General features: G+C 72.6%; 17 protein-coding genes. 10 read left to right on the top strand and 7 right to left on the bottom strand.

The features are described from left to right. Window positions 1-135: 135 nt before the first annotated feature. From GCE86_RS27530 to GCE86_RS27515, 4 genes are all read left to right on the top strand, one after another. Window positions 136-2,928: an immune inhibitor A domain-containing protein gene (locus GCE86_RS27530; RefSeq protein WP_154229594.1), complete on the top strand. Its 2,793-nt coding sequence runs from the start codon at window positions 136-138 to the stop codon at window positions 2,926-2,928. A gap of 376 nt (window positions 2,929-3,304) precedes the next feature. Beyond that, on the top strand, window positions 3,305-5,632 hold the full coding sequence (locus GCE86_RS27525) for an immune inhibitor A domain-containing protein (protein ID WP_154229593.1): 2,328 nt from the start codon (window positions 3,305-3,307) through the stop codon (window positions 5,630-5,632). A 285-nt stretch (window positions 5,633-5,917) separates the two neighbouring features. Further along, window positions 5,918-8,347 carry an immune inhibitor A domain-containing protein gene (locus GCE86_RS27520; RefSeq protein WP_154230701.1) on the top strand — a complete coding sequence of 810 codons (2,430 nt, stop codon included), beginning with the start codon at window positions 5,918-5,920 and terminating at the stop codon, window positions 8,345-8,347. 170 nt (window positions 8,348-8,517) lie between these two features. Further along, on the top strand, window positions 8,518-9,450 hold the full coding sequence (locus tag GCE86_RS27515; RefSeq protein WP_154229592.1) for an alpha/beta fold hydrolase: 933 nt from the start codon (window positions 8,518-8,520) through the stop codon (window positions 9,448-9,450). Window position 9,451: 1 nt separating this feature from the next. Here the strand turns inward: GCE86_RS27515 and GCE86_RS27510 are convergent, their stop codons facing one another. Beyond that, window positions 9,452-9,817, bottom strand: a complete 366-nt coding sequence (locus tag GCE86_RS27510; RefSeq protein ID WP_154229591.1) for a hypothetical protein — start codon at window positions 9,815-9,817, stop codon at window positions 9,452-9,454. Beyond that, entirely contained in the window at window positions 9,814-12,939 is a 3,126-nt protein-coding gene (locus GCE86_RS32230) for an SseB family protein (protein ID WP_244317087.1), read from the bottom strand. Before GCE86_RS32230 ends, GCE86_RS27510 begins: the two co-directional genes overlap by 4 nt. Window positions 12,940-13,092: 153 nt before the next feature. On the opposite strand from GCE86_RS32230, the gene mycP reads away from it, so the two are divergent. Further along, the gene (gene mycP, locus GCE86_RS27495; protein WP_154229590.1) at window positions 13,093-14,298 is read left to right on the top strand and encodes a type VII secretion-associated serine protease mycosin; all 1,206 of its coding nucleotides are present in this window, start codon (window positions 13,093-13,095) and stop codon (window positions 14,296-14,298) included. 79 nt (window positions 14,299-14,377) lie between these two features. Here the strand turns inward: mycP and GCE86_RS27490 are convergent, their stop codons facing one another. Together GCE86_RS27490 and GCE86_RS27485 are read right to left on the bottom strand one after the other, a co-directional pair. Then, entirely contained in the window at window positions 14,378-14,671 is a 294-nt protein-coding gene (locus GCE86_RS27490; RefSeq protein ID WP_154229589.1) for a WXG100 family type VII secretion target, read from the bottom strand. 20 nt (window positions 14,672-14,691) lie between these two features. Continuing rightward, the gene (locus GCE86_RS27485) at window positions 14,692-15,009 is read right to left on the bottom strand and encodes a WXG100 family type VII secretion target (protein WP_154229588.1); all 318 of its coding nucleotides are present in this window, start codon (window positions 15,007-15,009) and stop codon (window positions 14,692-14,694) included. Window positions 15,010-15,201: 192 nt separating this feature from the next. On the opposite strand from GCE86_RS27485, the gene eccE reads away from it, so the two are divergent. The 4 genes from eccE to rarD all read left to right on the top strand — a co-directional run bounded on the left by eccE (window position 15,202) and on the right by rarD (window position 18,990). Continuing rightward, a complete protein-coding gene (eccE, locus tag GCE86_RS27480) occupies window positions 15,202-17,052 on the top strand; it encodes a type VII secretion protein EccE (RefSeq protein ID WP_204341660.1) in 1,851 nt (616 codons plus the stop codon). Window positions 17,053-17,099: 47 nt separating this feature from the next. Further along, on the top strand, window positions 17,100-17,486 hold the full coding sequence (locus tag GCE86_RS27475; RefSeq protein ID WP_154229586.1) for a phage holin family protein: 387 nt from the start codon (window positions 17,100-17,102) through the stop codon (window positions 17,484-17,486). Between the two features lie 95 nt (window positions 17,487-17,581). Continuing rightward, window positions 17,582-18,070 (top strand): GNAT family N-acetyltransferase, encoded by a 489-nt coding sequence (locus tag GCE86_RS27470; RefSeq protein ID WP_154229585.1) that lies wholly within the window; start codon window positions 17,582-17,584, stop codon window positions 18,068-18,070. Further along, window positions 18,067-18,990, top strand: coding sequence for an EamA family transporter RarD (rarD, locus tag GCE86_RS27465; RefSeq protein WP_154229584.1), 924 nt, complete (start codon window positions 18,067-18,069; stop codon window positions 18,988-18,990). Before GCE86_RS27470 ends, rarD begins: the two co-directional genes overlap by 4 nt. Window positions 18,991-19,053: 63 nt before the next feature. Here rarD and GCE86_RS27460 read toward each other — a convergent pair whose 3' ends face one another. Together GCE86_RS27460 and GCE86_RS27455 are read right to left on the bottom strand one after the other, a co-directional pair. Next, window positions 19,054-19,773 (bottom strand): anti-sigma factor family protein, encoded by a 720-nt coding sequence (locus tag GCE86_RS27460; protein ID WP_154229583.1) that lies wholly within the window; start codon window positions 19,771-19,773, stop codon window positions 19,054-19,056. Beyond that, window positions 19,770-20,264 (bottom strand): sigma-70 family RNA polymerase sigma factor, encoded by a 495-nt coding sequence (locus tag GCE86_RS27455; RefSeq protein WP_204341781.1) that lies wholly within the window; start codon window positions 20,262-20,264, stop codon window positions 19,770-19,772. Before GCE86_RS27455 ends, GCE86_RS27460 begins: the two co-directional genes overlap by 4 nt. Window positions 20,265-20,506: 242 nt before the next feature. Between GCE86_RS27455 and GCE86_RS27450 the strand changes: the two genes are divergently transcribed. Further along, window positions 20,507-22,627: a PhoX family protein gene (locus GCE86_RS27450; protein ID WP_154229581.1), complete on the top strand. Its 2,121-nt coding sequence runs from the start codon at window positions 20,507-20,509 to the stop codon at window positions 22,625-22,627. An 83-nt stretch (window positions 22,628-22,710) separates the two neighbouring features. On the opposite strand, the gene GCE86_RS27445 is transcribed toward GCE86_RS27450, so the two are convergent. Further along, the gene (locus GCE86_RS27445; RefSeq protein ID WP_154229580.1) at window positions 22,711-23,493 is read right to left on the bottom strand and encodes an IclR family transcriptional regulator; all 783 of its coding nucleotides are present in this window, start codon (window positions 23,491-23,493) and stop codon (window positions 22,711-22,713) included. Between the last annotated feature and the right edge of the window lie 94 nt (window positions 23,494-23,587).

The following is a 23,587-nucleotide window of genomic DNA, read 5'->3' as shown; positions in this document are numbered from 1 at the left end:
ACAGCCGAGCCCCAGCCCTGTCGTTGATCTCCGTTCTGATTTAGTTTCACGCAGGTCGGGTCGCTTTGATGACCGTCACATTGATGACGAACGGCAACCGACTTTCCTCCCCCCATGCCCGAGAAACGGAGCGGCATGAACAGAAATCCGCAGTCCGGGTCGCGTCGACGCCTACTCGTCGCGTTGCCCGCCATCGCCCTCGCCGCCGCGTCACTGACCGTGACCGGCAGCGCGGCCGCCCAGACGTCCGGTGGCGCCCGGGCCACCATCGGGGCGGACGACTACTACATCAACTACGCCGAGCCGGAGGTCCAGCCGGACACGCCGGGCAAGGAAGTCAAGGGCAAGGACGGGGTCTTCACGAGCCCGGTCGACGCGGCACGGGCCTACGACCGCAAGTTCGCCGGCGGCAACCCGAAGGCCGCACGGGAACTGGCCAAGCTGGAGGCCAAGGCGATCAAGACGGGGCAGAGCCCCCGCCAGATCAAGCAGGCCAAGGGCACCCAGACCGCCAAGCTGCTCACCCTGCTGGTGGAGTTCAACGACAAGGCGAACGACGACTTCACCAACGTGTACGTGCCGAAGACGGTCTTCGAGGACCGGAGCTGCGTCCTCGGCACCGTGCAGAACGGCCCGAAGCACAACCAGATCCCGGACCCGGCCACCCTGCCGCACGAGGACAACAACTCGATGTGGGTGCCGGACTTCTCCCCGGCGCACTACGACAAGATGCTCTACACCAAGGAGGGCATCACCGAGCGGGTCCGCAAGGACCTGACCGGGCCGGACGGCAAGCCGGGCGTCGACATCTCCGGGCGCACCATGCACAACATGTACCTGGAGATGTCCAAGGGTGCGTACACGGTCGACGGGCAGGCCAGCCCGTGGATCACCGTGCCGCACTCGGAGGGCTGGTACGCGGCCTCCCGCTGCTTCAAGGACGAGAACGGCAACTGGGTCGCCGGTCGTGAGCAGTCGATGAACGGCCACCCGGACAACCCGCAGGGCGCCGGCCGGCTGGCCACCGACGCGGTGGACGCGCTGGCCAAGATGGACCCGAACTTCCCGTGGGCCGACTACGACATCGAGGACCAGGGCGACGCCGACGGCGACGGCAACGTCAACGAGCCGGACGGCGTGATCGACCACCTGGTGCTGGTGCACGCCAACCAGGGCAAGTCGCGGGGCGGCGGCGACGTGGGCGTCTACTCGGTCTGGGCGCACTCCTCGACGGTGGCCGGCGGCTACACCATCCCGGGCACCAACAAGAAGGTCGCGAACTACATCGTGCAGCCGGAGGACGCCGGCGTCGGTGTGTTCGCCCACGAGTTCGGTCACGACCTCGGCCTGCCGGACCTCTACGACACCTCCGGCAACGCCGACTCGGACGTCGACTTCTGGGACCTGATGGCCTCGGGTTCGCACAGCGGCGAGATCTTCCAGGCGCTGCCCACCCACATGGGCCTCTGGGACAAGTGGGTGCTCGGCTGGGCCGACCCGCTGCAGCTGAACCCGGGCGATGACCCGCGCTCGGTGCAGCTGGGCCAGACCTCGAACACCCCGGTCGGCACCAAGGACGGCATCAAGGTCAACCTGCCGGACAAGGTGATCACCCTGGCGCAGCCGCACAGCGGCAGCAACATGTGGTATTCCGGGGCCGACCAGGACTGGGCCGACGTCAAGCTGAGCCGCACGGTGACCGTCCCGAACGCCGCCGACGCGAAGTTCTGGATGTGGAACAACTACGTCATCGAGGCGGACTGGGACTACGGCTTCCTGGAGGTCTCCACCAACGGCGGCACCACCTGGTCCGAGCAGAAGGTCTACGACGCCACCGGCAAGCTCGTCACCACCAACGACGGGTACGCCGACCCGAACGGCCGGATGGTCGACTTCGGCAACAAGAAGTACGGCCTGACCGGCAGCACCGGTGGCTGGCGGCACGACTACGTCGACCTGTCGGCGTACGCCGGGCAGACCATCCAGGTCCGGCTGCGGTACGCCACCGACGAGGCGTTCGTGGAGCGCGGCTGGTTCGCCGACGACTTCTCGGTCACCGGCGGCGGCGCCACCACCTGGAGCGACGACGTCGAGGGCGGCGCCAACGGCTGGACCCAGACCGGCGGCACCTTCACCGACACCACCGGCGCGGGCTGGCACGTCGACTCGGGCACCCAGACCAAGGCGCACTACTACCTGGCCGAGTGGCGCAACTTCGACGGCTTCGACAAGGGCCTGAAGTACGCGTACGACACGGTCTACTCGCACGAGGCGTGGAAGGTCGACAAGCTCTCCTACAACGCCCCGGGCATGCTGGTCTGGTACCGGGACACCGTGCTCGGCGACGTCAACCACGTCACCGGGCAGATGACCGCGCTGCCCAGCTACGGGGCCAAGGGCGGGCTGCTGATCGTCGACTCGCACAACGACCCGCTGCGCCGGCAGGGCGAGGCGGCCGTCAAGGACCCGTCGACGCTGGACAACCTGCCCAGCCGTCCGCAGTCGTCCAACGCGGCCTTCTCGCTGGGCTCCACGTACCCCTTCAAGGAGTGCCTGGAGGCGGCGAACGAGCCGTACAGCGAGTACTGCACCAACTTCGCGGCCCAGGCTCCCGTCCCGGCGTTCACGGACGCCAAGGGCTGGTACCCGGGCATCGAGATCCGCAACGGCTCCGCGTTCGCCCGGGACAACGACGCCTCCGTCGTCATCCCGTCGCGGGGCAACGCGAAGTACACCACCCGGGTGACCAACCCCGACGGCACGCCGGCCCCGGCGTACTACGGGGCCACCCTGGGCGGCGGGGCGATCGTGCTCGGCACCGGCAACCCCGGTGACGCGGGCGTCGCGTACGGCGTCTCTATCACCATCAAGCGGGCGGCCGCGGACAACTCGTACGCCACGGTGTACGTGACCCCGGCAACCCCGTGACCTGACACGCCGAAGGGCGCGTCGGAACCACACGACGGGGCCCGTCTGGAGCACACTGCTCCGGACGGGCCCCGTCCGTCTTACGCGCCGGCAATTTTTCTCCGCGACCGTGTGACATTTTCGCGGCCTCCTGCGCTCCCCTTTGGGGACCTCATAATCGCCGTTACTCAGCGTGATCGTGGCCAAAACGTAATGTGAATCGACGTCGAATCACTGAACGCTTTCGCCCGGATTTGTCGCGGAATCTAGGCCCCCTCATCGGGTGATTGACCGGTGACAACGATGCAAACACCTGTCATTGTGAGTGACGCATGACATGACACTGATGGTTTTGGCTGTCTCTGTCATGTAACAGATCCACAAAGGAGGAGGACCTTTGAGGAGACGAGTCACAGCGGGCCTGGCCTCGGCCGCGGCCGCGCTGCTGGCAGCCGGTGTCGTCACGGCGCCGGCGTCCGCCGCCCCGGCGGCGGAGGCCACCCCCGGTGCCGACAAGGCGAAGCACGGCAAGGACAACCTGCCCGATCCCAAGGCGGATCAGCAGCGGGAGCTCAAGAAGCAGGCGATCTCGAACCTGCTTCAGGGCAAGGCCAAGCTTCAGACGCGCAACGGCTCGAAGGTCATCCAGGTCAAGGACGACCTGTTCGTCGAGTACCAGCAGGCGCCGAAGGAAGACCCCATCTTCACGATGCTGGTCAACTTCGGCACCAAGACCGACCCGCGCGCCGGCGGCTCCGCCGGACCGGTGGTCAACCAGATCGCGGAGCCGGACCGCAACTGGGACGGCAGCTCCACCGACGACAACAGCACCCTGTGGCGCTCCGACTTCCACCGCGAGCACTACATGGACATGTTCTACGGTGAGGGCGAGTCGTTCCGGGACTTCTACCTGAAGCAGTCCGGTGGTCGTTACACGGTCAAGGGCGACGTCAGCGACTGGATCACGGTGCCTTACAACGAGGCCCGTTACGGTCACAACGACGACCCGAACAACCCGAACGACAACATCTCCGAGGCCGAGGGCTACTGGAACTTCGTCCGGGACAGCGCCACGTCCTGGTACGAGACCCAGAAGACGGCCGGCAAGTCGGCCCAGGAGATCAAGGACTACCTCAAGCAGTTCGACGTCTGGGACCGGTACGACTTCGACGGCGACGGCAACTTCAACGAGCCCGACGGCTACATCGACCACTTCCAGGCGGTGCACGCCGGTGAGGGCGAGGAGGCCGGCGGCGGCGCCCAGGGCGAGGACGCCATCTGGTCGCACCGCTGGGCGGCGTTCACCAACCTCGAGGGCAAGGCCGGTCCGGCCGGCAACCTCGCGGGCGGTGTGCAGATCGGCGACACCGGGATGTGGATCCGTGACTACACCACGGAGCCGGAGAACGGCGGCCTCGGCGTCTTCGCGCACGAGTACGGTCACGACCTCGGTCTGCCGGACCTGTACGACACCCAGGGTGGCGACAACGGCGTCGGCTTCTGGAGCCTGATGTCCTCGGGTTCGTGGCTGAGCCACGGCACCGACGACATCGGTTCGACCCCGGGCTACATGGACCCGTGGTCGAAGCTCTTCCTGGGCTGGCTGAACCACAGCACGGTCGACTACGGCTCGGGCACCACCCAGGTGACCCTCGGCCCGGCCGGCGACAGCGACGGGCCGAAGGCCCAGGCGGTCGTGGTGAACCTGCCCGACCAGCAGCAGACCACGAATTACAACACGCCGTTCGGCGGGTCGTACGAGTGGTGGGGCGGCAGCGCGGACGACCTGAACTCCTCGCTGACCCGCACCCTGGACCTGACCGGCGCGACCACCGCGTCGATCACCTCCAAGCTGCAGTACGACATCGAAGAGGACTACGACTACCTCTACGCGGAGGTGTCGACCGACGGTGGCGCCACCTGGGCCGACCTGAAGAACAACCTGGTCGACGCGGGTGACAGCGGCATCGACGGCTCCAGCAACGGCACCTGGGTCGACTCGACCTACGACCTGTCGGCGTACGCCGGCAAGTCGGTGCTGTTCCGCTACCGCTACGCGACCGACGGCGGCGTGCACTTCGCCGGTCCGTTCCTGGACAACGTCTCGCTGACCAAGAACGGCGCGGTCGCCTGGACCGACGACGCGGAGACCCTCGCCGCGGAGTGGACCGCCAAGGGCTGGACCCGGATGGGCGGCTCCGTGACCGACAGCTACCCCCGCTTCTACATCGCCGAGAACCGGACCTACTTCGGTTACGACGACACGCTGCGGACCGGTGGCTACAACTACGGGTTCGCCAGCCGGCCGAACTGGGTGGAGCGGTTCTCCGTCCAGCCGGGCATGCTGGTCTGGTACGTGAACTACGCCTACGGCGACAACAACACGTCGGCCCACCCGGGCTACGGCCTGAACCTCCCGGTCGACGTCCGCCCGGGCAAGATCCAGGTCGGCAACCAGGGCAACATCACCAACCGGCGCAACGGCTACGACGGCACCTTCAGCCTCTACGCCAAGCCGGCGCAGACCTTCCACAAGAACGACGTGGCGGTCACCGTGCCGGAGCTCGCGCCGAACCCGGTGTTCACCGACAGCGGGGTCAACAAGTACTGGAACAGCAACAACCCGTGGAACTCGGTGAAGGTCGCCGGCACCGGCACCAAGATCGAGATCCTGAAGCAGGGCACCACCCCGACCAGCGACATGGTCGTCAAGGTCACCAACTGATCGGGTAGCACCACACGGCAGGGGCCGTCGGCGGAGACGCCGGCGGCCCCTTTCGCGCACCCCGAAGCCTTTCGCCCCAGCTCATCCGACCCGATCGACCGATCCCGATGTGACGGTGAGGAGCGTTCCCATCAAAAAGTTGCTACAAATCGACGCGCCTGTCTTCCCACGCGTCACGGGAATGTCTATCTTCACCAGTGGTCCCACAAGTGGGACCGTCCACCGGCCCGTACCCCCGTTGGGCCGGTTCCCTCACACCGGAGGTACCACGTGCGCAAAGTCGCAGTGGGTCTGCTCGGGCTTTCGCTGACGGCGACGGGGCTGGTGGCTGGTTCGGCCACCGCCAGCGCGGCGCCGACCCCGAAGCTGCCGGCTGCCGCTCCGGCGGTCGCCGAGCCGCAGGCCCCACACGATCTGCCGGACAAGATGGAGGACAAGCGGCGGGCGCTCCGTCAGGAGGGCCTCAGCGAGGTCCTGTCCGGCCGGGCCAAGGCCCAGAAGATCAACGGCAGCACCGTCGTCAAGGTCGGCGAGACCGCCGGCGGCGCGGCGGCTGCGGCCGGCGCCCGGACCGCCAAGGCGGGCAAGAAGGACCAGTACGTCGAGCTGGCCCGGGAGCGGACCGACAAGATCTTCGTGATCCTCGCCGAGTTCGGCGACGAGCGCGACCCGGCCTACCCGGACAAGGACACGAACCCGGACATCGCCGGTCCGACCCGGTTCGACGGTCCGCGGCACAACGAGATCCCGCAGCCCAACCGGGCGGTGGACAACTCCACCGTCTGGCAGCCCGACTACAGCCCGGAGCACTTCCGCCAGCTGTACTTCGGGACCAAGCCGGGCGACGAGTCGCTCAAGCAGTACTACGAGGCCCAGTCGTCCGGCCGCTACACGGTCGACGGGCAGGTCACCGACTGGGTGAAGGTCAAGTACAACGCCGCCCGGTACGGCCGCTCGGACGACCCGATCGCCGACGACTCGGACGACCCGGCCAACGACCCGGCGGTCTGCGCGGACAACGTCTGCCCGAACACCTGGGACCTGATCCGCGACGCCGCCAACCAGTGGGTCGCCGACCAGAAGGCCAAGGGCCGCACCGACGCCCAGATCAAGGCCGACATGCAGTCGTACGACCAGTGGGACCGGTTCGACTACGACGGCGACGGCAACTTCAACGAGCCGGACGGCTACATCGACCACTTCCAGATCGTCCACTCCGGCGGCGACCAGGCCGACGGTGACCCGCACCAGGGTGAGGACGCCATCTGGAGCCACCGCTGGTCGGCGTACAACACGTCCCGCGTGGGTCCGCCGAACTTCCCGATCGGCGGCACCCAGATCGGCAACACCGGCGTCTGGATCCGCGACTACACCATCCAGCCGGAGAACGGTGGCCGCAGCGTCTTCTACCACGAGTACGGCCACGACCTCGGCCTGCCGGACGACTACAACAACATCAACGGCGGCGACAACAACAACGAGCACTGGACCCTGATGGCCCAGAGCCGGCTCGGCGACAAGAACGACCAGGGCATCGGCGAGCGCGGTGGCGACCTCGGCGCCTGGAACAAGCTGCAGCTCGGCTGGCTCGACTACGAGGTGGTCAAGGCCGGGCAGAAGCGCACCCTGAACCTGGGCCCGGAGGAGTACAACTCCAAGAAGGCGCAGGCCGCGGTGGTGGTGCTCCCGCAGCGGGAGTACACCTTCCAGTACGGCGCTCCGTTCGAGGGCACGAAGCAGTACTTCTCCGGTAACGACGACGACCTGAACAACACCATGACCAGGACGTTGGACTTCACCGGGAAGACCTCGGCTTCGCTGTCCATGAAGGGCCGCTTCAACATCGAGACCGGCTACGACTACCTCTTCTTCGAGGCGTCGACGGACGGCGGCAAGACCTGGGCCGCGCTGAACGGCACGGTCAACGGCAAGCCGATCCCGCCGGTGTCCAACACCGACCCGACGCCGGGCCTCACCGGCAGCAGCGCCGGCAAGTGGGTGGACATCAACATCCCGATGGACGCGGTGGCCGGCAAGGTCGTGCAGTTCCGGTTCCACTACGTCACCGACGGTGGCGTGGCCTCGGGCGGCTTCTTCGGTGACGCCATCACGGTGACCGCCGACGGCCAGACCCTGCTCAGCGACGGCGCCGAGGCCGGCGCCGGCGACTGGGCGCTCGCCGGCTGGACCATCGCCGAGGCGACCTACACCCGCCTCTTCGACAACTACTACATCGCCGGCAACCGGTCGTACGTCTCGTACGACAAGTACCTGAAGACCGGCCCGTACTTCTTCGGCTACGCGAACACCCGCCCGGACTGGGTGGACCACTACGCGTACCAGGAGGGTCTGCTGATCTCGTACTGGAACCTCCGGTACGCGGACAACGACACCTTCGAGCACCCGGGTGAGGGTCGTAACCTCTACATCGACGCGCACCCGCGGCCGATCTACAACCTGACCGGCGCCCCGTGGCGGGCCCGCGTCCAGGTCTACGACGCGCCGTTCAGCCTGAAGAAGGCGGACTCGTTCACGCTGCACATCAACAGCCAGCCGCAGTACATCCGTGGCCAGGCCGCGCAGCCGCTGTTCGACGACACCAAGCAGTACTGGTACCCGGAGCTGCCGAACCACGGCGTCAAGCTCCCGGCCGCCGGTGTCAAGATCAAGGTTCTCGAGCAGAACGGCACCTCGATGAAGGTCCGCTTCTCCTGAGCCGCTGATCACCGCTGTACCCACGCGATGCCCGGGCAGGTCACCTGCCCGGGCATCGCCCTTTCCGGCGGCCGGAACGGCCGCGGCCCGTCCGGTGCCGTCCCGGAGAATCCCCTGATCCTCGCGACCTGCGGGGCCGCCCGCGTGACGCCCGCCCTAGGCTGTGCCCCATGACCGACCAGCGCGGCGGACCCGTCGACGAGTCCTGCGTCCTCCCCGAGGGGCCGTGGACGCACCGGTTCGTCGGCGCGAACGGCAGCCGCTTCCACGTCGTCGAGGCCGGCACCGGCCCCATGGTGCTCTTCCTGCACGGCTTCCCCGAATACTGGTACGCCTGGCACGAGATGCTGCCGGCCGTGGCCGACGCCGGCTTCCGCGCGGTCGCCGTCGACCTGCGAGGTTACGGCGCGAGCGACAAGCCACCCCGGGGGTACGACGGCTACACCCTCGCCGCCGACGTGGCCGGGCTGATCCGCGCCCTCGGTGAGCGGTCGGCCACCCTGGTCGGCAGCGGCGCCGGCGGCCTCATCGCCTGGACCGCCGCCTCGTTCCACCCCACCCTCGTCCGGCGGCTGGTGGTGCTCGGCGCACCGCACCCGCTGCGGCTGCGGGCCGCCATCTTCGCCGACCCGCGCGGCCAGTTCACGGCGTCCACCCCCACCCTGAAGTTCCAGCTCCCGCGCTACGAGCACGTGCTGACCCGCGACGACGGGGCCGAGGTGGAGGCCATGCTGCGCCGCTGGGGCGGGCCGGGCTGGGTGAACGGCCCCGACTTCGAGGCGTACGCCCGGTGCTGCCGGGTGGCCATGCAGATCCCGCAGGCGGCGTTCTGCGCCATGGAGGGCTACCGCTGGGCGTTCCGGTCGGTGCTGCGGCTGCACGGCTACCGGTTCGTCCGGCTGATGCAGAAGCCGCTCGTCACCCCGACCCTCCAGCTGCACGGGGCGTTGGACCGGGCCTCCCTGCCCCGCACCGCCCAGGGCTCCGGCCGCTACGTCACGGCACCCTATGAGTGGCGGCTGCTCGACGGGGTGGGCCACTTCCCGCATGTGGAGGCCCGGGACCTGGTGCTCGGCGAGATCCTGCGCTGGACGAAGGCCTGACTCAGACCCGCTGCTCGCGCAGGTCCGTCACCTCGTTCGCGGGCGCCCAGCCCTGGTAGACGCCGAAGTCGAAGGCCTCCAGCCCCATCTTCTGGGCGACCGGCCAGCGGCCACCGGTGTACTCCACCCGCAGCCAGCCGTCGTGCTCGGCCAGCACGATGAACGGCTGCCCCTGCCAGGTGCAGGTGGTCCGCACGTACACCAGATCCTCGACCTCGGCGACCGGCACCACCCGGACGTGCCGGCCGGGGCGTACCTCGGTGAAGCCCTCGCCCGGTTCCGGCTGGTACAGGCGGACGTCGGTGCCGTCGGGGCTGGCCTGGTACTCCCGGCCCCGCCAGCGGGCCACGTAGCCGTCGCGGGTCACGCGTCACCCGCCCGGACCCACCGGAGCGTGTCGGCGTCCAGCACCGCGACCACCCGCTCGCTGCCGTCGGCGCCCACGCGCCACAGCTCGGCGCCGTGCGGCAGCCGGGCGCTGTCCACCTTGAACTCGGCCACCACGTCGCTGCTCTCCCCCGGAGCGAAGCCGTTGCCGCGGAACGGGGGCCGCTCGATCACCCAGCCCTCCATCGCGCGCATGGCGGCCTCGTTCTGCCCGCCGTAGGGGATGCGGTAGAGGCTCGGCCGGTAGGCCGGCCAGCGCAGCAGGTAGATCTCGTCGGCGTCCCGGGCGAACGGCGAGCCGGCGTGGCCGAGGCCGAGCGCCTCGTACAGCTCGGCCGGGGTACGCAGGTGCGCCAGCTCGCTGGCGCGGTGCACGAAGCCGGAGACCCGGTCGTAGCCCCGCTCCAGGTAGTAGGCGAGCTGGCTCGGCGCGATCGCCTTCTGCATGGTCACCGGACGGGCCGGATCCACCGGCGGCGCGGCGGGCCGGGGTTCCGCCGCCGGCTCGGGTGCGGTGGCCGGTGGCTCGGTCTCGGGGTCGTCGCCCAACCCCACCTCGGCGGCCCAGTTGGCCAGCGCGAGGACCTGCTCCCCCGGGTACGTCGCCCCGACCGGAGTGCCCGGGTTCACGGCGAACGACCAGCTCACGTCCGGCCAGCGACGGATGAGCTGGACGAACTTGACCCGTACCGTCTCGACCGGGCCGGCGGCGTGGTCCGCCAGGCGCTCCGGCGAGGTGTGGACGACCACGTAGGTCCCGCCGTCGATCTGCTCCGTACGCCAGACGAAGCCGGCGTCCCCGGGTCGGCTGCCCGGCGCGGATTCGGGGGCGATGGGCAGCAGCACGCGGGCCAGCAGCAGGGTGGTGAGGAAGCTGTCCGTGCTGCCGCTGCCGGCCGCCGTGAGCAGTTCCTCCTCCACCTCGTTGGCCGGCACGAAGTCGACCGCCGTGGTGGCGGCGGCCTGCGTCTCCGTCGGCACGGGCCCGGCCGCGGCGGCCGGCGCGAACACCGAGGTGGTCGGTTCGTCCCCGGCGGCCGGCGTGATGGGCCCGGCCGGCGTCCGCTCGTCCACGGCAGGCGTGGTGGGCCCGGCCGGCGTCCGCTCGTCCACGGCGGGCGCGCCGGGCTCGGCCGGCTCGAACAGCGACGTCGTCGGCTCAGGTGCCGAGGAAGGTGGCTCGAACAGCGACGTCGTCGGTTCGGATGTCGGGGTGGACGGCGCGAACGGCGACGTGGTCGCCTCGGCCGAGGCGGCCCGCTCCGGCGGGGGCGGCACCAACGGGGCGGTCGGCGGCTCCGGCAGCGGTGCCGTCGGCTCCTCGGCCGGCGCGCCCGGGCCCTGCCCGGATCCGGCCGGGGGATACGGCGGCGGGGCCAGGTCGTCCGCCGTGCCCGTGGCCACCCGCGCGGACGCGCCGAACAGCGGCACGGTGGTCTCGGCGGGCGCTCCGGCGGGCGGGTGCGCCGGGCGGGCGGGCTCGGCGGACGGGGCGGGCGGATCGACCGTCAGCGACAGGGTGGGGTCGGTGGGACCGGCCCAGGGCGCCGCTCGATCACCCTCGGCCGCCGCCGTCGCCATCGCGGACGCGGCGGCGGGCACCGTGGGCACCGCGTACGGCTCGGGCGGCGCGACGGGGCGCGGCGACGGCTCCGCCGGCTCGGTCAGGTCGCGGGACTCGATGACGGTGCCCTCGATGACGATCGGGGTGAAGCCCCGACGCGGTGGCGCGGGCGGGCCGGACACCGGCTCGGCGATCGACGGCGGAAGCTCCTCGGCCTCGGCGGGCTCTCCCGGGCCGGGGATCGGCTGGGTCCGCTCCTCCGAGCCCTGGTCGTCACCGGGGCCGGGGTGCCGGCGGGGCAGCGCCTGGGTGGTCTCCTCGGGCGCGGCGGCCGGGTGGAACGGGCGGGCCGGTTCCGCCGGCCGGCTCGCCGGGGCCGGTCCGGCGGAGTCCACCCGGAACGCCTGCGTCGGCTCCTCCGGCACCGGCTCGTTCAGCGGCCGACGCCGCGGGAACGGCTGGCCGCCACCGGCGAACCGGGAGGGTGGCACGGCCCGGTCCCCGCTGCGGCGCGGCGCGTCCAGCGGCGACGAACGCCGGGACGCGTGGCCCGAGGCGGGCTCGAAGAAGGACCGGGCGGGTGGCGGCGCCGGCTCGTCCGGCCGGCCCTTGGCGGGGCCGGAGCGGCCGGCGCCGGCGAACGGATCCGACTCGTCGGGACGCCGGCGCAGGTCGGTCAGCCAGCCGGCGAGGTTGTCCGCGCCGGCATCGGGGCCGGGCGGGTCCGCGGGCCGCGCGTCGTCGGGAGTGCGACGGCCGAGCGGGCGGCCCGACCGGCCGAGGGCCGGCTCGGGACGCAGCGCCGGCGGCGGGGCCGACGAGCTGGGACGGAGGGCTGACCGGTCGGGACGGAGGAGCGACGGATCAGGGCGGATGGTCGACGGGTCGGGGACGGTGGCCCGGGTGGTCGGCGCGGGGACGGTCGGGATCGGGACGGTCGACTGCTCGCCGTCGGCGGGCCCGCGGCCGTTCCGGACCGGCGGCAGCGGGCCGGGCGGCACCCGTCCTCCGGACACCGGCGGCGGGGGCACGTCCCGGCCGGGCGGCGGGGTCGGGACGTCCCGACCGGCTGCCGCGGGGCCACCCCGGGCGGCCCGGGCGGCGCTCTCCACCCGCTCCAGTCGGGCGCGCGCGCCCATGGTCCGGCCGGGCAGCCGGACGTCGCCCCGGGCGAGCTGCGCGACGAACCAGGCCGGCAGGTAGCCCTCGATCGGCAGCCCGGGGTTCACCGCCAGCCACCACTCGTGGTTGGGCCAGTCCGCGGCCAGCTCGGTGTAGGGGACGCGGCGCGTGTTGCCGGCGTTCTCCCCCAGGCAGGCGCGCAGCGCGCCGGCGGACGTGAAGGCCAGCACGTGGGTGCGGCCGCCGGTGGTCCAGGTGCCCCAGCCCGCCGGGCCCGGCCCGCCGAGCGTCTCCGCGGCGACCGGCAGGAGCAGCTCGACGCGGGTCAGGATGCGGAAGTAGAGCTGCTGGTCCTGCGCGCGCAACGCGTCGCGCAGCGCCACCTCGGCCTCGGTGGCCGGCTCCCATCCGGTCACGGCCACCTCTCCTTCCGCGAACAGGCCACAGGCATCGCCTACAACCTACAAGGTGGTAACAAGATCACAAATGCCTGGATGTCACCGGTCGGCCGGGGTGCCGGCGAGGCGCTAACATCCCGTTCCGGAGTCGACACGATACGGAGGGCATCGATGTCCCGGCCCACCGCACGCCCGGCCCTGGCCGTGCTGGCGGCCCTCCTCGTCGCCGGGTTGCCGGCCGCCCCGGCCTCGGCCCGTGGGCCCTCGGGCTGCGCCACGCCACCCGCACCGGCCCGGACCGTCGCCGAACAGCCGTGGCCCCAGCAACGGTACGCGCCGGACCGGCTCACCCCGCTCGCGACCGGCGCCGGGGTGGTGGTCGCGGTGGTCGACTCCGGCGTGGACCGGTCGCACCCGCAGCTCGCCGGCCGGGTGCTCGACGGCGCCGACTTCCTCGACCCGGGCGGCGACGGCACCCGCGACTGCGCCGGACACGGCACCGGCGTGGCGAGCCTCGTCGCCGCCGCGCCCCGGCCGGGCGTGGCCTTCCGGGGGCTCGCCCCGAACGCCCGCATCCTGCCCGTACGCGTCAGCGAACAGCAGGTGGTCGACGGGCGGGAGTCGGGGCGTACGGTCGACGCCGCCGACTTCGCCCGGGCCATCCGCTGGGCGGTGGACCACGACGCCGACGTGCTGAACCTCTCCGTCGTGCTGTACGCGGACAACCCGGCCGTACGCGCCGCGGTCGCCTACGCGGTCCGGCGGGACGTCGTGGTGGTGGCCGCCGCCGGCAACCTGCACGACAGCGGGGACCCCCGACCCTACCCGGCCGCGTACGACGGGGTGCTCGGGGTGGGTGCGATCGGGGCCGACGGCACCCGGGCCGCCTTCTCCCAGACCGGCCCCTACGTCGACCTGGTCGCCCCGGGCGCGGACGTGCTCATGGCGGCGCCCGGGCAGGGCCACCGCCGCGCGGAGGGGACCAGTTACGCGGCCCCCTTCGTGGCCGGCACCGCGGCCCTGCTGCGGGAGTATCACCCGGAGTTGGGTGCGGACGAGATCGCCCGGCGGATCGTGGCCGGCGCCGACCCGGCCCCCGGACGGGGCACCGGCTACGGCGCCGGGGTGCTCAACCCGTACCGCGCGGTGACCGAGTCGCCGGTCGTCGCCGCCGCACGGCCCCGCGCCGGGGCCGCGCTGCCGGTGGACCGGCCGGACGAGGCGGAGCTGGCCCGGCGGGCCCGCCGGGCGTCGGCCCGGGACCGGGCGCTGCTGGTGGCCGGCGCGGCCGGGGCCGCCGCCGCGGCCGTGGTGCTGCTCGCCGTGGTGCTGCCCCGGGGGGCGCGCCGCCGCTGGCAGCCGGCCGGCCCGGCCTGACCGGCACCGCCGCTCCGCTCCGGGCGCGGAAGGGCGACGGGGCGGCACGGGCGGGAGTGCCCGGGCCGCCCCGCGACGGTCACTGGAACAGGTTGACGTTGCGCTTCTCGGTGTCGAGGTAGTCGGCCGCGGAGTCCTCCACGGCCAGCTTGATGTCGCGCAGCATGGCCTGGAGGTCCTGCGAGGCGGCCCGCCAGCGGGCCTGCCGCTGCTCGTACGCCTCGCGCGCCTCGCCCGACCAGCTCGCCACCAGCGGCGCCGCGTCGCGTTCGAGCTGCCCGAGCTGGCTCTCGAGGGTGGTCAGCGCCCTCTGGATGTCGGCGCCGGCCTGGTGCAGGGCGGCGAAGTTGACGACCAGCACACCGTGGTCCATCGATCGGTCCTTCCCGTGCGTCAGAGGGGCAGCTGGATGCCGCGGTTGGCGCCCGCCACCCGGCCGGCGGCCTCGGTGTCGGACACGTCGTACTGCCGGCCGGCGGTGCGGATCGCCGTCGCGGTCTCCCGCAGCGCCCGCTGCAGTGCCGCCTGGTCCTGCGCCCACTGCTGTTTGACCTGCTCGAAGGAGCGCCCACCGGCACCCCGCCAGGCCTGCTGCAGGACCTCCAGCTCGGCCATCAGGCCGCTCAGCATGGTCTGCAACGACTGGTCGACCTGCTCGAACTTCGCGGCGGTCTGCTTCATCACCGCGGCTTCTGCCTGAGTCTGGGACACCCCGGACGTCACCTCGTCTCCTCGGTCGTGGCTGGCCGCCGCAGCGACCACCGTGGACTCGCCGGAGCGCGCCACCGGAGAAGGGGGGGAAGGGGACGGCGGCCGCGCTCGACGGAACTCGTCGCTGACGGTAGCCGTCCGACTCCGGTTCTGCTACCCCTCGGGCTCCCCTGTGGACAACGAAGCTCTACGATGAGCCACGGCCGCGTCACCCGGCGAAGCGGCGGAGGAGGTGCGGTGAGCGCGACCACGACTTACCGGCCGCCCTCCGCCGACCCACCACGTCGGACGCGACGGCCGGCACCCTCGGTCCGGGCCGGGCAGGTGGTGACGGCTCAGGTGGCGGTCGCCGCGCTGGTCGCGGCCGTGGGCCGGGACGTCCCGGTGACCGCGGCCGCCCTGCTCCTCGCCGCGGTGCTGGTGCCCGCCGCGTGGGTCCGGCTGCGGGGTCGCTGGCTCTTCGAGTGGCTCGCCGTCGGCGTGGCACACCTGACCCGGCGCCGCGCCCTGCCCGCCAGCTCCGGGCCGGCGGCGCTGGTCGAGCTGGCCCGGCCCGGCGCCGCAGTGCGAGCGGCGGACCTGGCCGGAAGTCCGGCGGCGGTGCTGGAGGACGCCGCCGGCATGACCGCGCTGCTGGAGATCGGCGACCCGGAGGACCTGCTCGGCGACGGGCGGCGGGAGCTGCCGCCGCCCCTCGCCCTGCTGCCCCCGGCCGGGCCCGAGGGCCCACCGGTCCGGATCCAGCTGCTGTTCTCCGCGTCGCCCGCGCCGGTCCCCGTCGCGGCGGCGGGTGCGGCCGGCACGTCCTACCGGCAGCTCACCGACGGGCGACTGACGGGCCACTCCCGGGTGGTGCTCGCCGTCCGGGCCCTCCGCACCGACGGCTGGTCGGACGACGAGCTGCGCCGGAGCCTGTCCGGCACCGTCCGGCGGATCGTCCGCCGGCTCGGCCCGCTCACCGGCCGGCCACTCGGCGGTCCCGCGGCGCTGCGCGTGGTGGCCGAGCTGGCCCACCACGACGCCGGGGCGCCCGTCCGGGAGAGCTGGCCGGCGGTGACCGTGGGCGGGCTGCCGCAGGTCACCTGGCGGTTGCGCCGCTGGCCCGATCCGCGCACCGGCGCCGCGCGGCGGCTCGTGCCGCGGCTGCTGGCGCTGCCGGCCACCGCCACCACCGTCTCGTTCTGCGTGGGTCCGCGTGCCGGCGCCGACCCCGCGCCCATCCCGGCCGAGCTGACCGTACGCCTGGCCGCCCACACCACCGCGGAGCTGGCCCTGGCCGAGCGGGCGCTGCGCCGGCTCGCCGGGGAGCTCGGCGCCGACCTGCGCCGGCTGGACGGCGAGCACCTGCTCGGGCTGGCGGCCACCCTGCCGCTGGCGGTGGCCTGGCCGGACGCCCCCACGGTCGGGCCCGAGCTGGCCGCCCTGGAGTTCGCCGTCGGCGATTCCGGGCTGATGGTGGGCGCCAACCGGCACGGCGGCGCGGTGACCGTACGCCTGTTCCGCCCCACCACGACCCGGCTGCTGCTCGTGGGTGGGGTGCGCGCCGCCCAGCTGCTGACCCTGCGGGCACTGGCGCTCGGCGCGCGGGTGGCGGTGCAGACGACGCGGCCCCGCGTCTGGGAGCCGTTCGTCCGCGGGGTCGGCACGCCGGGCGGTGCGGTGCCGCTGGTCCCGCCGGGGCGGCCGGTCGGCGGTGCGCCCGGCACCCCGCTGCGCCCTCTGCTGCTGGTGGTCGACGCCGGCCCGGTGCCGGCGGAGACCGGCCCGGCGGCGGCCTGGCAGTCCGTTCTCGTGGTCCGTGACGAGCTGACCCCGGCCGACACGGCCACGCTGGCCCGGGCCGACCTGGCGGTCCTGCAACCGCTCGATCCCGGCGAGGCCGAGCTGGCCGGCGCGGCGCTCGGTCTGGGCGCGGCGGCGGAGTGGCTGACCCGGATCCGGGACGACATGGTGGCCGTGGTGAACCGGCGAGCGCTGCGCTGGGCGCTGCTCTCGCCGACGCCGATCGAGTCGCAACTGGTCGGTCGCCCGGTCCGCCACTGAACCGGCACGGGTTCCGCGAGCCGACGCGGCGTGGCACGATCCCGGCCATGAATTTTCTGAAGGGTGTCCTGATCCGGCTGGGCATAACGGCCGTGGCGTTCTGGTTGGCCACGCTGCTCATCCCGGGCATCACACTGAACTCGGATTCGGCCACCGAGACGGTCACCACGCTGGTGCTTGTCGCGGTGATCTTCGGTGTGGTCAACGCGGTGCTCCAGCCGATCATCAAGACCGTCGGCTGCGGTTTCTACCTGCTGACCCTCGGCCTGATCGCGCTGGTCGTCAACGGCCTGCTCTTCCTCCTCACCAGCTGGATCGCCGGTGAGGCGGGCCTGCCGTTCCACGTGGACGGCTTCTGGCCCGCCGCGGTGCTGGGCGCGCTCTTCGTCGGCATCGTCACCTGGATCCTCGGCGCCGTCCTCGACCGCGACTGATCCGCACCACCCCGTCGATTCCCGCCCGCCGGCCCAGACCAGTGGGCGGGAATTGGCTGGTGAGGCCCGGTACGGCCGCCACTAGGGTCGGAGGGGTGTTCACCCTGACCCGCCCCGACGGCTACCTGCTCACCACCGATCCGGACCGGCTCGACCTGGACCGGGTGCACCACTGGCTCGCCACCGACGCGTACTGGGCGCTGGGGCGGGACCGGGACACCGTCGGACGGGCCTTCGCCGGCTCGATCGGCTTCGGCGTCTACCGGCCCGGGGACCGGCGGCAGGTGGCGGTGGCCCGGGTGGTCAGCGACCGGGCGACGTTCGCCTGGCTCTGCGACGTCTACGTCGACCGCGCGGAGCGGGGCCGGGGGCTGGGCACCTGGCTGGCCGGGGCCGCCCGCGACCACCTGGCCGAGTTCGGCGTACGCCGGATCGTGCTGGCCACGAACGACGCGCACGGGGTCTACGCGAAGGTCGGCTTCACGCCGGTCGAGCCGGGCCGCTGGATGGAGTACGACCAGCGGGTGACCCAGCTCACCGGAAAGGAGCAAAGCGGCGGTTCACCACTTACGGTGGAGGCGTGAACCAGACCCGTCTCGGCTACCTCTACGGCTTCGGCGCGTACCTGCTCTGGGGCTTCTTCCCCATCTACCTGAAGCTGCTCCGCCCGGCCGGGCCGGTGGAGATCCTCGCGCACCGGATCGTCTGGTCGGTGGTCTTCGTGGCGCTGGTGCTGGCCGCCATGCGCAACGTCGGCTTCCTGCGGGCGCTGGCCCGGCGGCCCCGGGCGCTGGCCGGCATCGCCACCGCGGCCACGCTGATCGCCGTCAACTGGGGCACCTACATCTACGGGGTGAACTCCGACCGGGTGGTGGAGACCGCCCTCGGCTACTTCATCAACCCGCTGGTCATCGTGCTGATCGGGGTCTTCCTGCTGCGCGAGCGGCTACGGCCGGCGCAGTGGGCGGCGCTCGGCGTCGGAGGGGCCGCGGTCGCCGTGCTCACCGTCGACTACGGCCGCCCGCCGTGGCTGGCCCTCGTGCTGGCCTTCAGCTTCGCCGGGTACGGGCTGGTCAAGAAGCGCCTCGGCCTGCCCGCCGCGGAGGGGCTCTTCGTCGAGTCTGCGGTGCTGGCGCTTCCGGCGCTGGCCTACCTGGGCTGGCTGACCCGGAGCGGCGCGGCCACCTTCGGGCACGTCTCGGCGGGGCACACGGCGCTGCTGGTGCTGGCGGGTGCGGCCACCGCCATCCCCCTGCTGCTCTTCGCCGGCGCGGCGAACCGGCTGCCGCTCTCCACGATCGGCATGCTCCAGTACGTCGGCCCGATCCTCCAGCTCGGCTGCGGCGTACTGATCTTCCACGAGCCCATGCCGCCGGCCCGGCTGGCCGGGTTCGCCCTGGTCTGGCTCGCCCTCGTGGTCTTCACGGTGGATGCCCTCCGCCACACCCGCCGGACCCGCGCCCAGGCGCGGGCCGCCGCCCCGGTGCCCGCCGGCGCCCGCTGACCGCAAGCACAAGCCCACCGCCCCGATGCCCGTCGAGGCCCGCCGGCGCCCGCTGACCGCACCTCAGCGGGCGTCGTAGGCGAGCACCGGGGTGCCGTCGGCGCGGACCAGTTCGAGGCGTACCAGCTCCCCGTGGGTGAAGTGGGTGGCGCCGACCACCCGGACGTTGTCGCCGGGCGCGGCCAGCCAGGTGCCGACCTGCTCCGTCGCGCCGTCCGGGCCGTGCGCCACCAGCCGGAAGGTGTACGCCTCGCGGTGACCCGCGCGCTGGTCGTACCCACAGCGCATGGTGACCTCGGTCCCCCACCTCTTGTCGGTCAGGCCGACCTCGGCGTGCAGCGGCACCGCGCCGGCGACCGGCCGCATGGCCGTCATGGTCACCGGCGCCGCGGTGGCCGTCGGGGTGCCCGTGGCCGTCGGCGGAGCGGTGGCCGGCGGGCGGACCAGCGACACCCCGACGCCGGCCAGCACGGCGAGCACGGCCGCGGCCAGCGCGGTCAGCGCGTACCGGCGCCGGGACCGGGACCGCTCGCGGCGCCGGCGCTCCCGCGCGGCGTCGAGCAGCGCGGGCACCCGGGACGTCTCCGTGGCGGACGGCAGGAACTGCTCCAGCCCGGCCGGGTCGAGCCGGCCCAGCAGGCCGGGCAGCACGGCGATCTCGGCCACCGCCTCCCGGCAGGACGCGCAGCCGGCCAGGTGCCGCTCGTAGGCGGCGCGGTCGGCGGGGGCGAGAGCACCCAGGACGTACGCGCCGTCGTCGTGCTCGAACTCGCAGCGCGTCATCCGGTCACCCCCATCTCGACCAGCACCAACCGTAGTGAGCGCAGCGCGTAGTGGGTCCGCGACTTCACCGTGCCCGGCGGCACCCCGAGCCGCGCGGCCGCCTCCGCCACCGACCGCCCCTGGTAGAAGCACTCGACCAGCACCTCCCGGTGGGTCGGGCTGAGCCGGTTCAGCGCTTCGGCCACGGTCCACGCCTCCACCGCGCGCTCCGTCTCGTCGACCGTCTCGGCAGGTTCGGGCAGCTCGTCGGTGTAGACCTCGCCGACCCGGGTGGACCGGCGGCGCCAGGCGTCGATGGCCAGGTTACGGGCGGTCGTGAACAGCCAGGCGCGGACCGAGCCGCGGCGCGGGTCCAGCGACTCGGGGTGCCGCCAGGCCCGGAGCAGCGTCTCCTGCACCAGGTCCTCGGCGCGCGACCGGTCACCGTTCACGAGCCGGAGGGCATGCGCGAAGAGCGCGTCGGCATGCTCGTCGTGCAGCGCGCGCAGCAGTTGGGCGTCGTGGTCGCTGATGGCGGTACCTCGCTTCCGGCGGCGGGGAGACCGGCGATGCGTTCGCCCCTTGATACGTGCCGTGACGCCGAACGGTTCAGCCGCAGGTCACCCCGCAGCTGTTCACGCCCGGTTCAGCTTCCCGCCGGTACCCGCTCACCGCACCCTGGCAGGGTCCGGCCCGTACGCGCGTCCGGCCGATCCGGGCGCGCCACCGACGTCCGATCAGGAGGCTCCACCCCATGAGCGACCGTCCTCGGCTGCTCCCGCTGCTGGGCGCCCCCCGCCACGGCGCACGGGACGCCATGACCTGCCTGTACCGGTGCGGCAACGCCTGCGACCACCCGGTGCCGAACCGTTCCGACAACCCGTACTTCGGGGACCTGGTGGACGCCGAGGTCTCCCGGCGCGGCGTGGTCCGGGCCGGCGCCGCCGGCGCCCTGGTGCTCGGCTTCGGGGGCGCCGTGGCCGGTGCCCTGGCCGGCGCGGCCCCGGCCGCCGCCGCACCCGCCGCCCCGGCCGTCCCCGGCGCGGGCGAGGCCGCCGCGCCGGCCGGTGGCGTGGGCAGCGGCGCGCTGACCTTCAAGCCGATCCCGCCGAACAAGCTCGACACCCTCGTCGTGCCGAACGGGTACGACCACGCAGTGGTGATCAAGTGGGGTGACCCGGTGGTGCCGGACGCGCCCGCGTTCGACGTGCACGCCCAGACGGCCGCCGCCCAGGCCGAGCAGTTCGGCTACAACAACGACTTCGTCGGGGTGCTGCCGATCGACCGCAAGCGCGCGCTGCTGGTGGTCAACCACGAGTACACCAACGAGGACCTCATGTTCCCCGGCTTCACCAGCCAGGAGGCCCTCACGGTCGAGCAGGTGCGGGTCGCCATGGCCGCGCACGGCATGTCCGTCGTGGAGCTGGAGCGGGTCGACGCGACCGGGCAGTGGCGGCCGGTGCGCAGCGGCCGCCGGCAGTACAACCGGCGGGTCACGGCGCTGGCCACCAGGTTCGAGCTGACCGGCCCGGCCGCCGGCTCGGCCTGGCTGCGCACCGCCGCCGACCCGAAGGGTCGTACGGTGATCGGCACCTTGAACAACTGCGCCGGCGGCGTCACCCCGTGGGGCACCGTGCTCTCCGGCGAGGAGAACTTCAACCAGTACTTCGTCGGCGGCGACGGCGCGCCCGAGGAGCTGAAGCCGAAGCTGCTCCGCTACGGCATCCCGACCGACGTGCGGTACCCGAGCGGCAGCCGCAAGTGGGAGCGCGCCGACGAGCGCTTCGACCTGGCGAAGCACCCGAACGAGGCGCACCGCTTCGGCTGGGTCGTCGAGATCGACCCGTTCGACCCGGAGAGCCGGCCCCGCAAGCACACCGCGCTGGGCCGCGTGAAGCACGAGGGCGCGAACGTCATCGTGGCGAAGAGCGGGCACGTGGTCGCGTACATGGGCGACGACGAGCGCTTCGACTACCTCTACAAGTTCGTCTCCGACAAGAAGTTCATGCCGGGCAACTCGTGGGTGGCCCGCAAGCACAACCTGACGCTGCTGGAGTCCGGCACGCTCTACGTGGCCGCCCTGGAGGGCAACAGCGCCACCGAGATCGACGGCACCGGCAAGCTCCCCACCGACGGGGCGTTCGACGGCCGGGGCCGCTGGATCAAGCTGGTGAGCGGGAACCGCTCGTACGTCGACGGGATGACCGCCGCGGACGTGCTGACCTTCACCCGCCTGGCCGGGGACAAGGTCGGCGCGACCAAGATGGACCGCCCCGAGGACGTCGAGCCGAGCCAGCTCACCGGCAAGGTGTACGTGGCGCTGACCAACAACACCGACCGGGGCAAGGCCGGCAAGGCGGCGGCCGACGAGGCGAACCCGCGCAACCTCAACAAGCACGGGCAGATCCTGGAGCTGGTCGAGGACCGCGGCGACAACACGGCCGAGAGCTTCGCCTGGTCGCTGCCGATCGTCTGCGGCGACCCGACCGACCCGTCGACGCACTTCGCGGGGTACGACAAGAGCAGGGTCTCCCCGATCTCCTGCCCGGACAACGTCGCCTTCGACGCCACCGGCAACCTCTGGATCTCGACCGACGGGAACGCGCTGGGCAGCAACGACGGCCTCTTCGCCACCGCCGTCGAGGGCCCCGAGCGGGGTCACCTGAAGCAGTTCCTCACCGTGCCGCTCGGTGCGGAGACCTGCGGCCCGTTCATCACGAAGGACAACCGCTCGGTCTTCGTGGCCGTGCAGCACCCGGGTGAGATCACCGGCGCCTCGGTGGAGAACCCGGCCTCGACCTGGCCGGACGGCGACTTCGCCAAGCCGGGCGTGGTCGTGACCTGGCGCCTCGACGGCCGCCCGGTCGGCAGCTGACCCCACCCTGGGCGGTCCGGCGCTGGACCTGCCCGCGAAGGGCCCCTTCCCCCGCCGGGAAGGGGCCTTTCGGCCGTCCCCGGTCAGATCTCCGCGGCGATGCCGTCGGCGACCGCGCGGGCGACGGTGAGCAGCTTGGCCCGGACCACCCGGGCGGAGGTCATCATCTCGCTGGCCGGCAGCGCGCAGGCCAGCACGACCCGGCGCTCGATGTCCTTGTCGGGCGTGACCAGCACCGCGGCGCACGCCACTCCCTGCCGGAACTGCCCCAGCTCCAGCTGCATGCCGCGCCGGTCGCCGGCGGCCAGGTCGGCCTCGAACGCCTCTGTGGTGGTGAGGGTGGCGCCGGTGAACGGCCGCATGCCGTATTCCCGCAGGTAGCGAAAGCGCTGCTCGGCCGTGAGGGTGGCCAGCAGGCTCTTGCCGAGCGCCGTGGCGTGCGCCCCCTCGTCGAAGCCCGGCACCAGGTCCTCCAGGTACGGCGAGCGCGGCCCCTCGGCCACCGCCGTGACGGCCACCTGGCCGCCCACGAACCGGCCCAGGTAGTGGCTCCAGCCGGTGTCGACGGCGGCCCGCCGCAGCGCCTCCCCGACCGGCGGCGGCCCACGGAACGCCGTGACCAGCTCGCGGTAGCGGTCGGCCACCTCCAGCCCCACGATGTACGTGCCGTCCTCCCGGCGGATCACGTAACCCTCGTAGGCCAGGGTGCGGACCAGGTGGTAGGTGGTGGCGACGGTCAGCTCGCAGCGGCGGGCGATCTGCTTGACCGTGAGCCCTTTCGGCGCACGGCCGACCGACTCGAGCACTCGTAGCGCGCGGGAGACACTTCGGATCAGGTCCGAAGGTTCCGCCAAGGGGTCACGCACAACCACCTCCGCCGCCGGGGACTTACACCATATGAAAAACCGGCCGAGTGCGAAATGCCTGTTCGGATCGAGGATGCCAGATCACCGGGCACAG

It is taken from the genome of Micromonospora terminaliae, assembly GCF_009671205.1.
In the GTDB taxonomy this organism is placed as follows: domain Bacteria; phylum Actinomycetota; class Actinomycetes; order Mycobacteriales; family Micromonosporaceae; genus Micromonospora; species Micromonospora terminaliae.
The sequence above is the reverse complement of the archived record's forward strand: the minus strand, read 5'-3'. Positions and strand labels throughout refer to the sequence as shown.

What these genes read in the sequence shown, in the direction of transcription:
- mycP (WP_154229590.1), top strand. Translation starts at nt 13,093, where the DNA reads ATGTCCCGGCCCACCGCACGCCCGGCCCTGGCCGTGCTGGCGGCCCTC.
- GCE86_RS27450 (WP_154229581.1), top strand. Translation starts at nt 20,507, where the DNA reads ATGAGCGACCGTCCTCGGCTGCTCCCGCTGCTGGGCGCCCCCCGCCAC.
- GCE86_RS27490 (WP_154229589.1), bottom strand. Translation starts at nt 14,671, where the DNA reads ATGGACCACGGTGTGCTGGTCGTCAACTTCGCCGCCCTGCACCAGGCC.
- GCE86_RS27515 (WP_154229592.1), top strand. Translation starts at nt 8,518, where the DNA reads ATGACCGACCAGCGCGGCGGACCCGTCGACGAGTCCTGCGTCCTCCCC.
- eccE (WP_204341660.1), top strand. Translation starts at nt 15,202, where the DNA reads ATGAGCCACGGCCGCGTCACCCGGCGAAGCGGCGGAGGAGGTGCGGTG.
- GCE86_RS27530 (WP_154229594.1), top strand. Translation starts at nt 136, where the DNA reads ATGAACAGAAATCCGCAGTCCGGGTCGCGTCGACGCCTACTCGTCGCG.
- GCE86_RS27475 (WP_154229586.1), top strand. Translation starts at nt 17,100, where the DNA reads ATGAATTTTCTGAAGGGTGTCCTGATCCGGCTGGGCATAACGGCCGTG.
- GCE86_RS27460 (WP_154229583.1), bottom strand. Translation starts at nt 19,773, where the DNA reads ATGACGCGCTGCGAGTTCGAGCACGACGACGGCGCGTACGTCCTGGGT.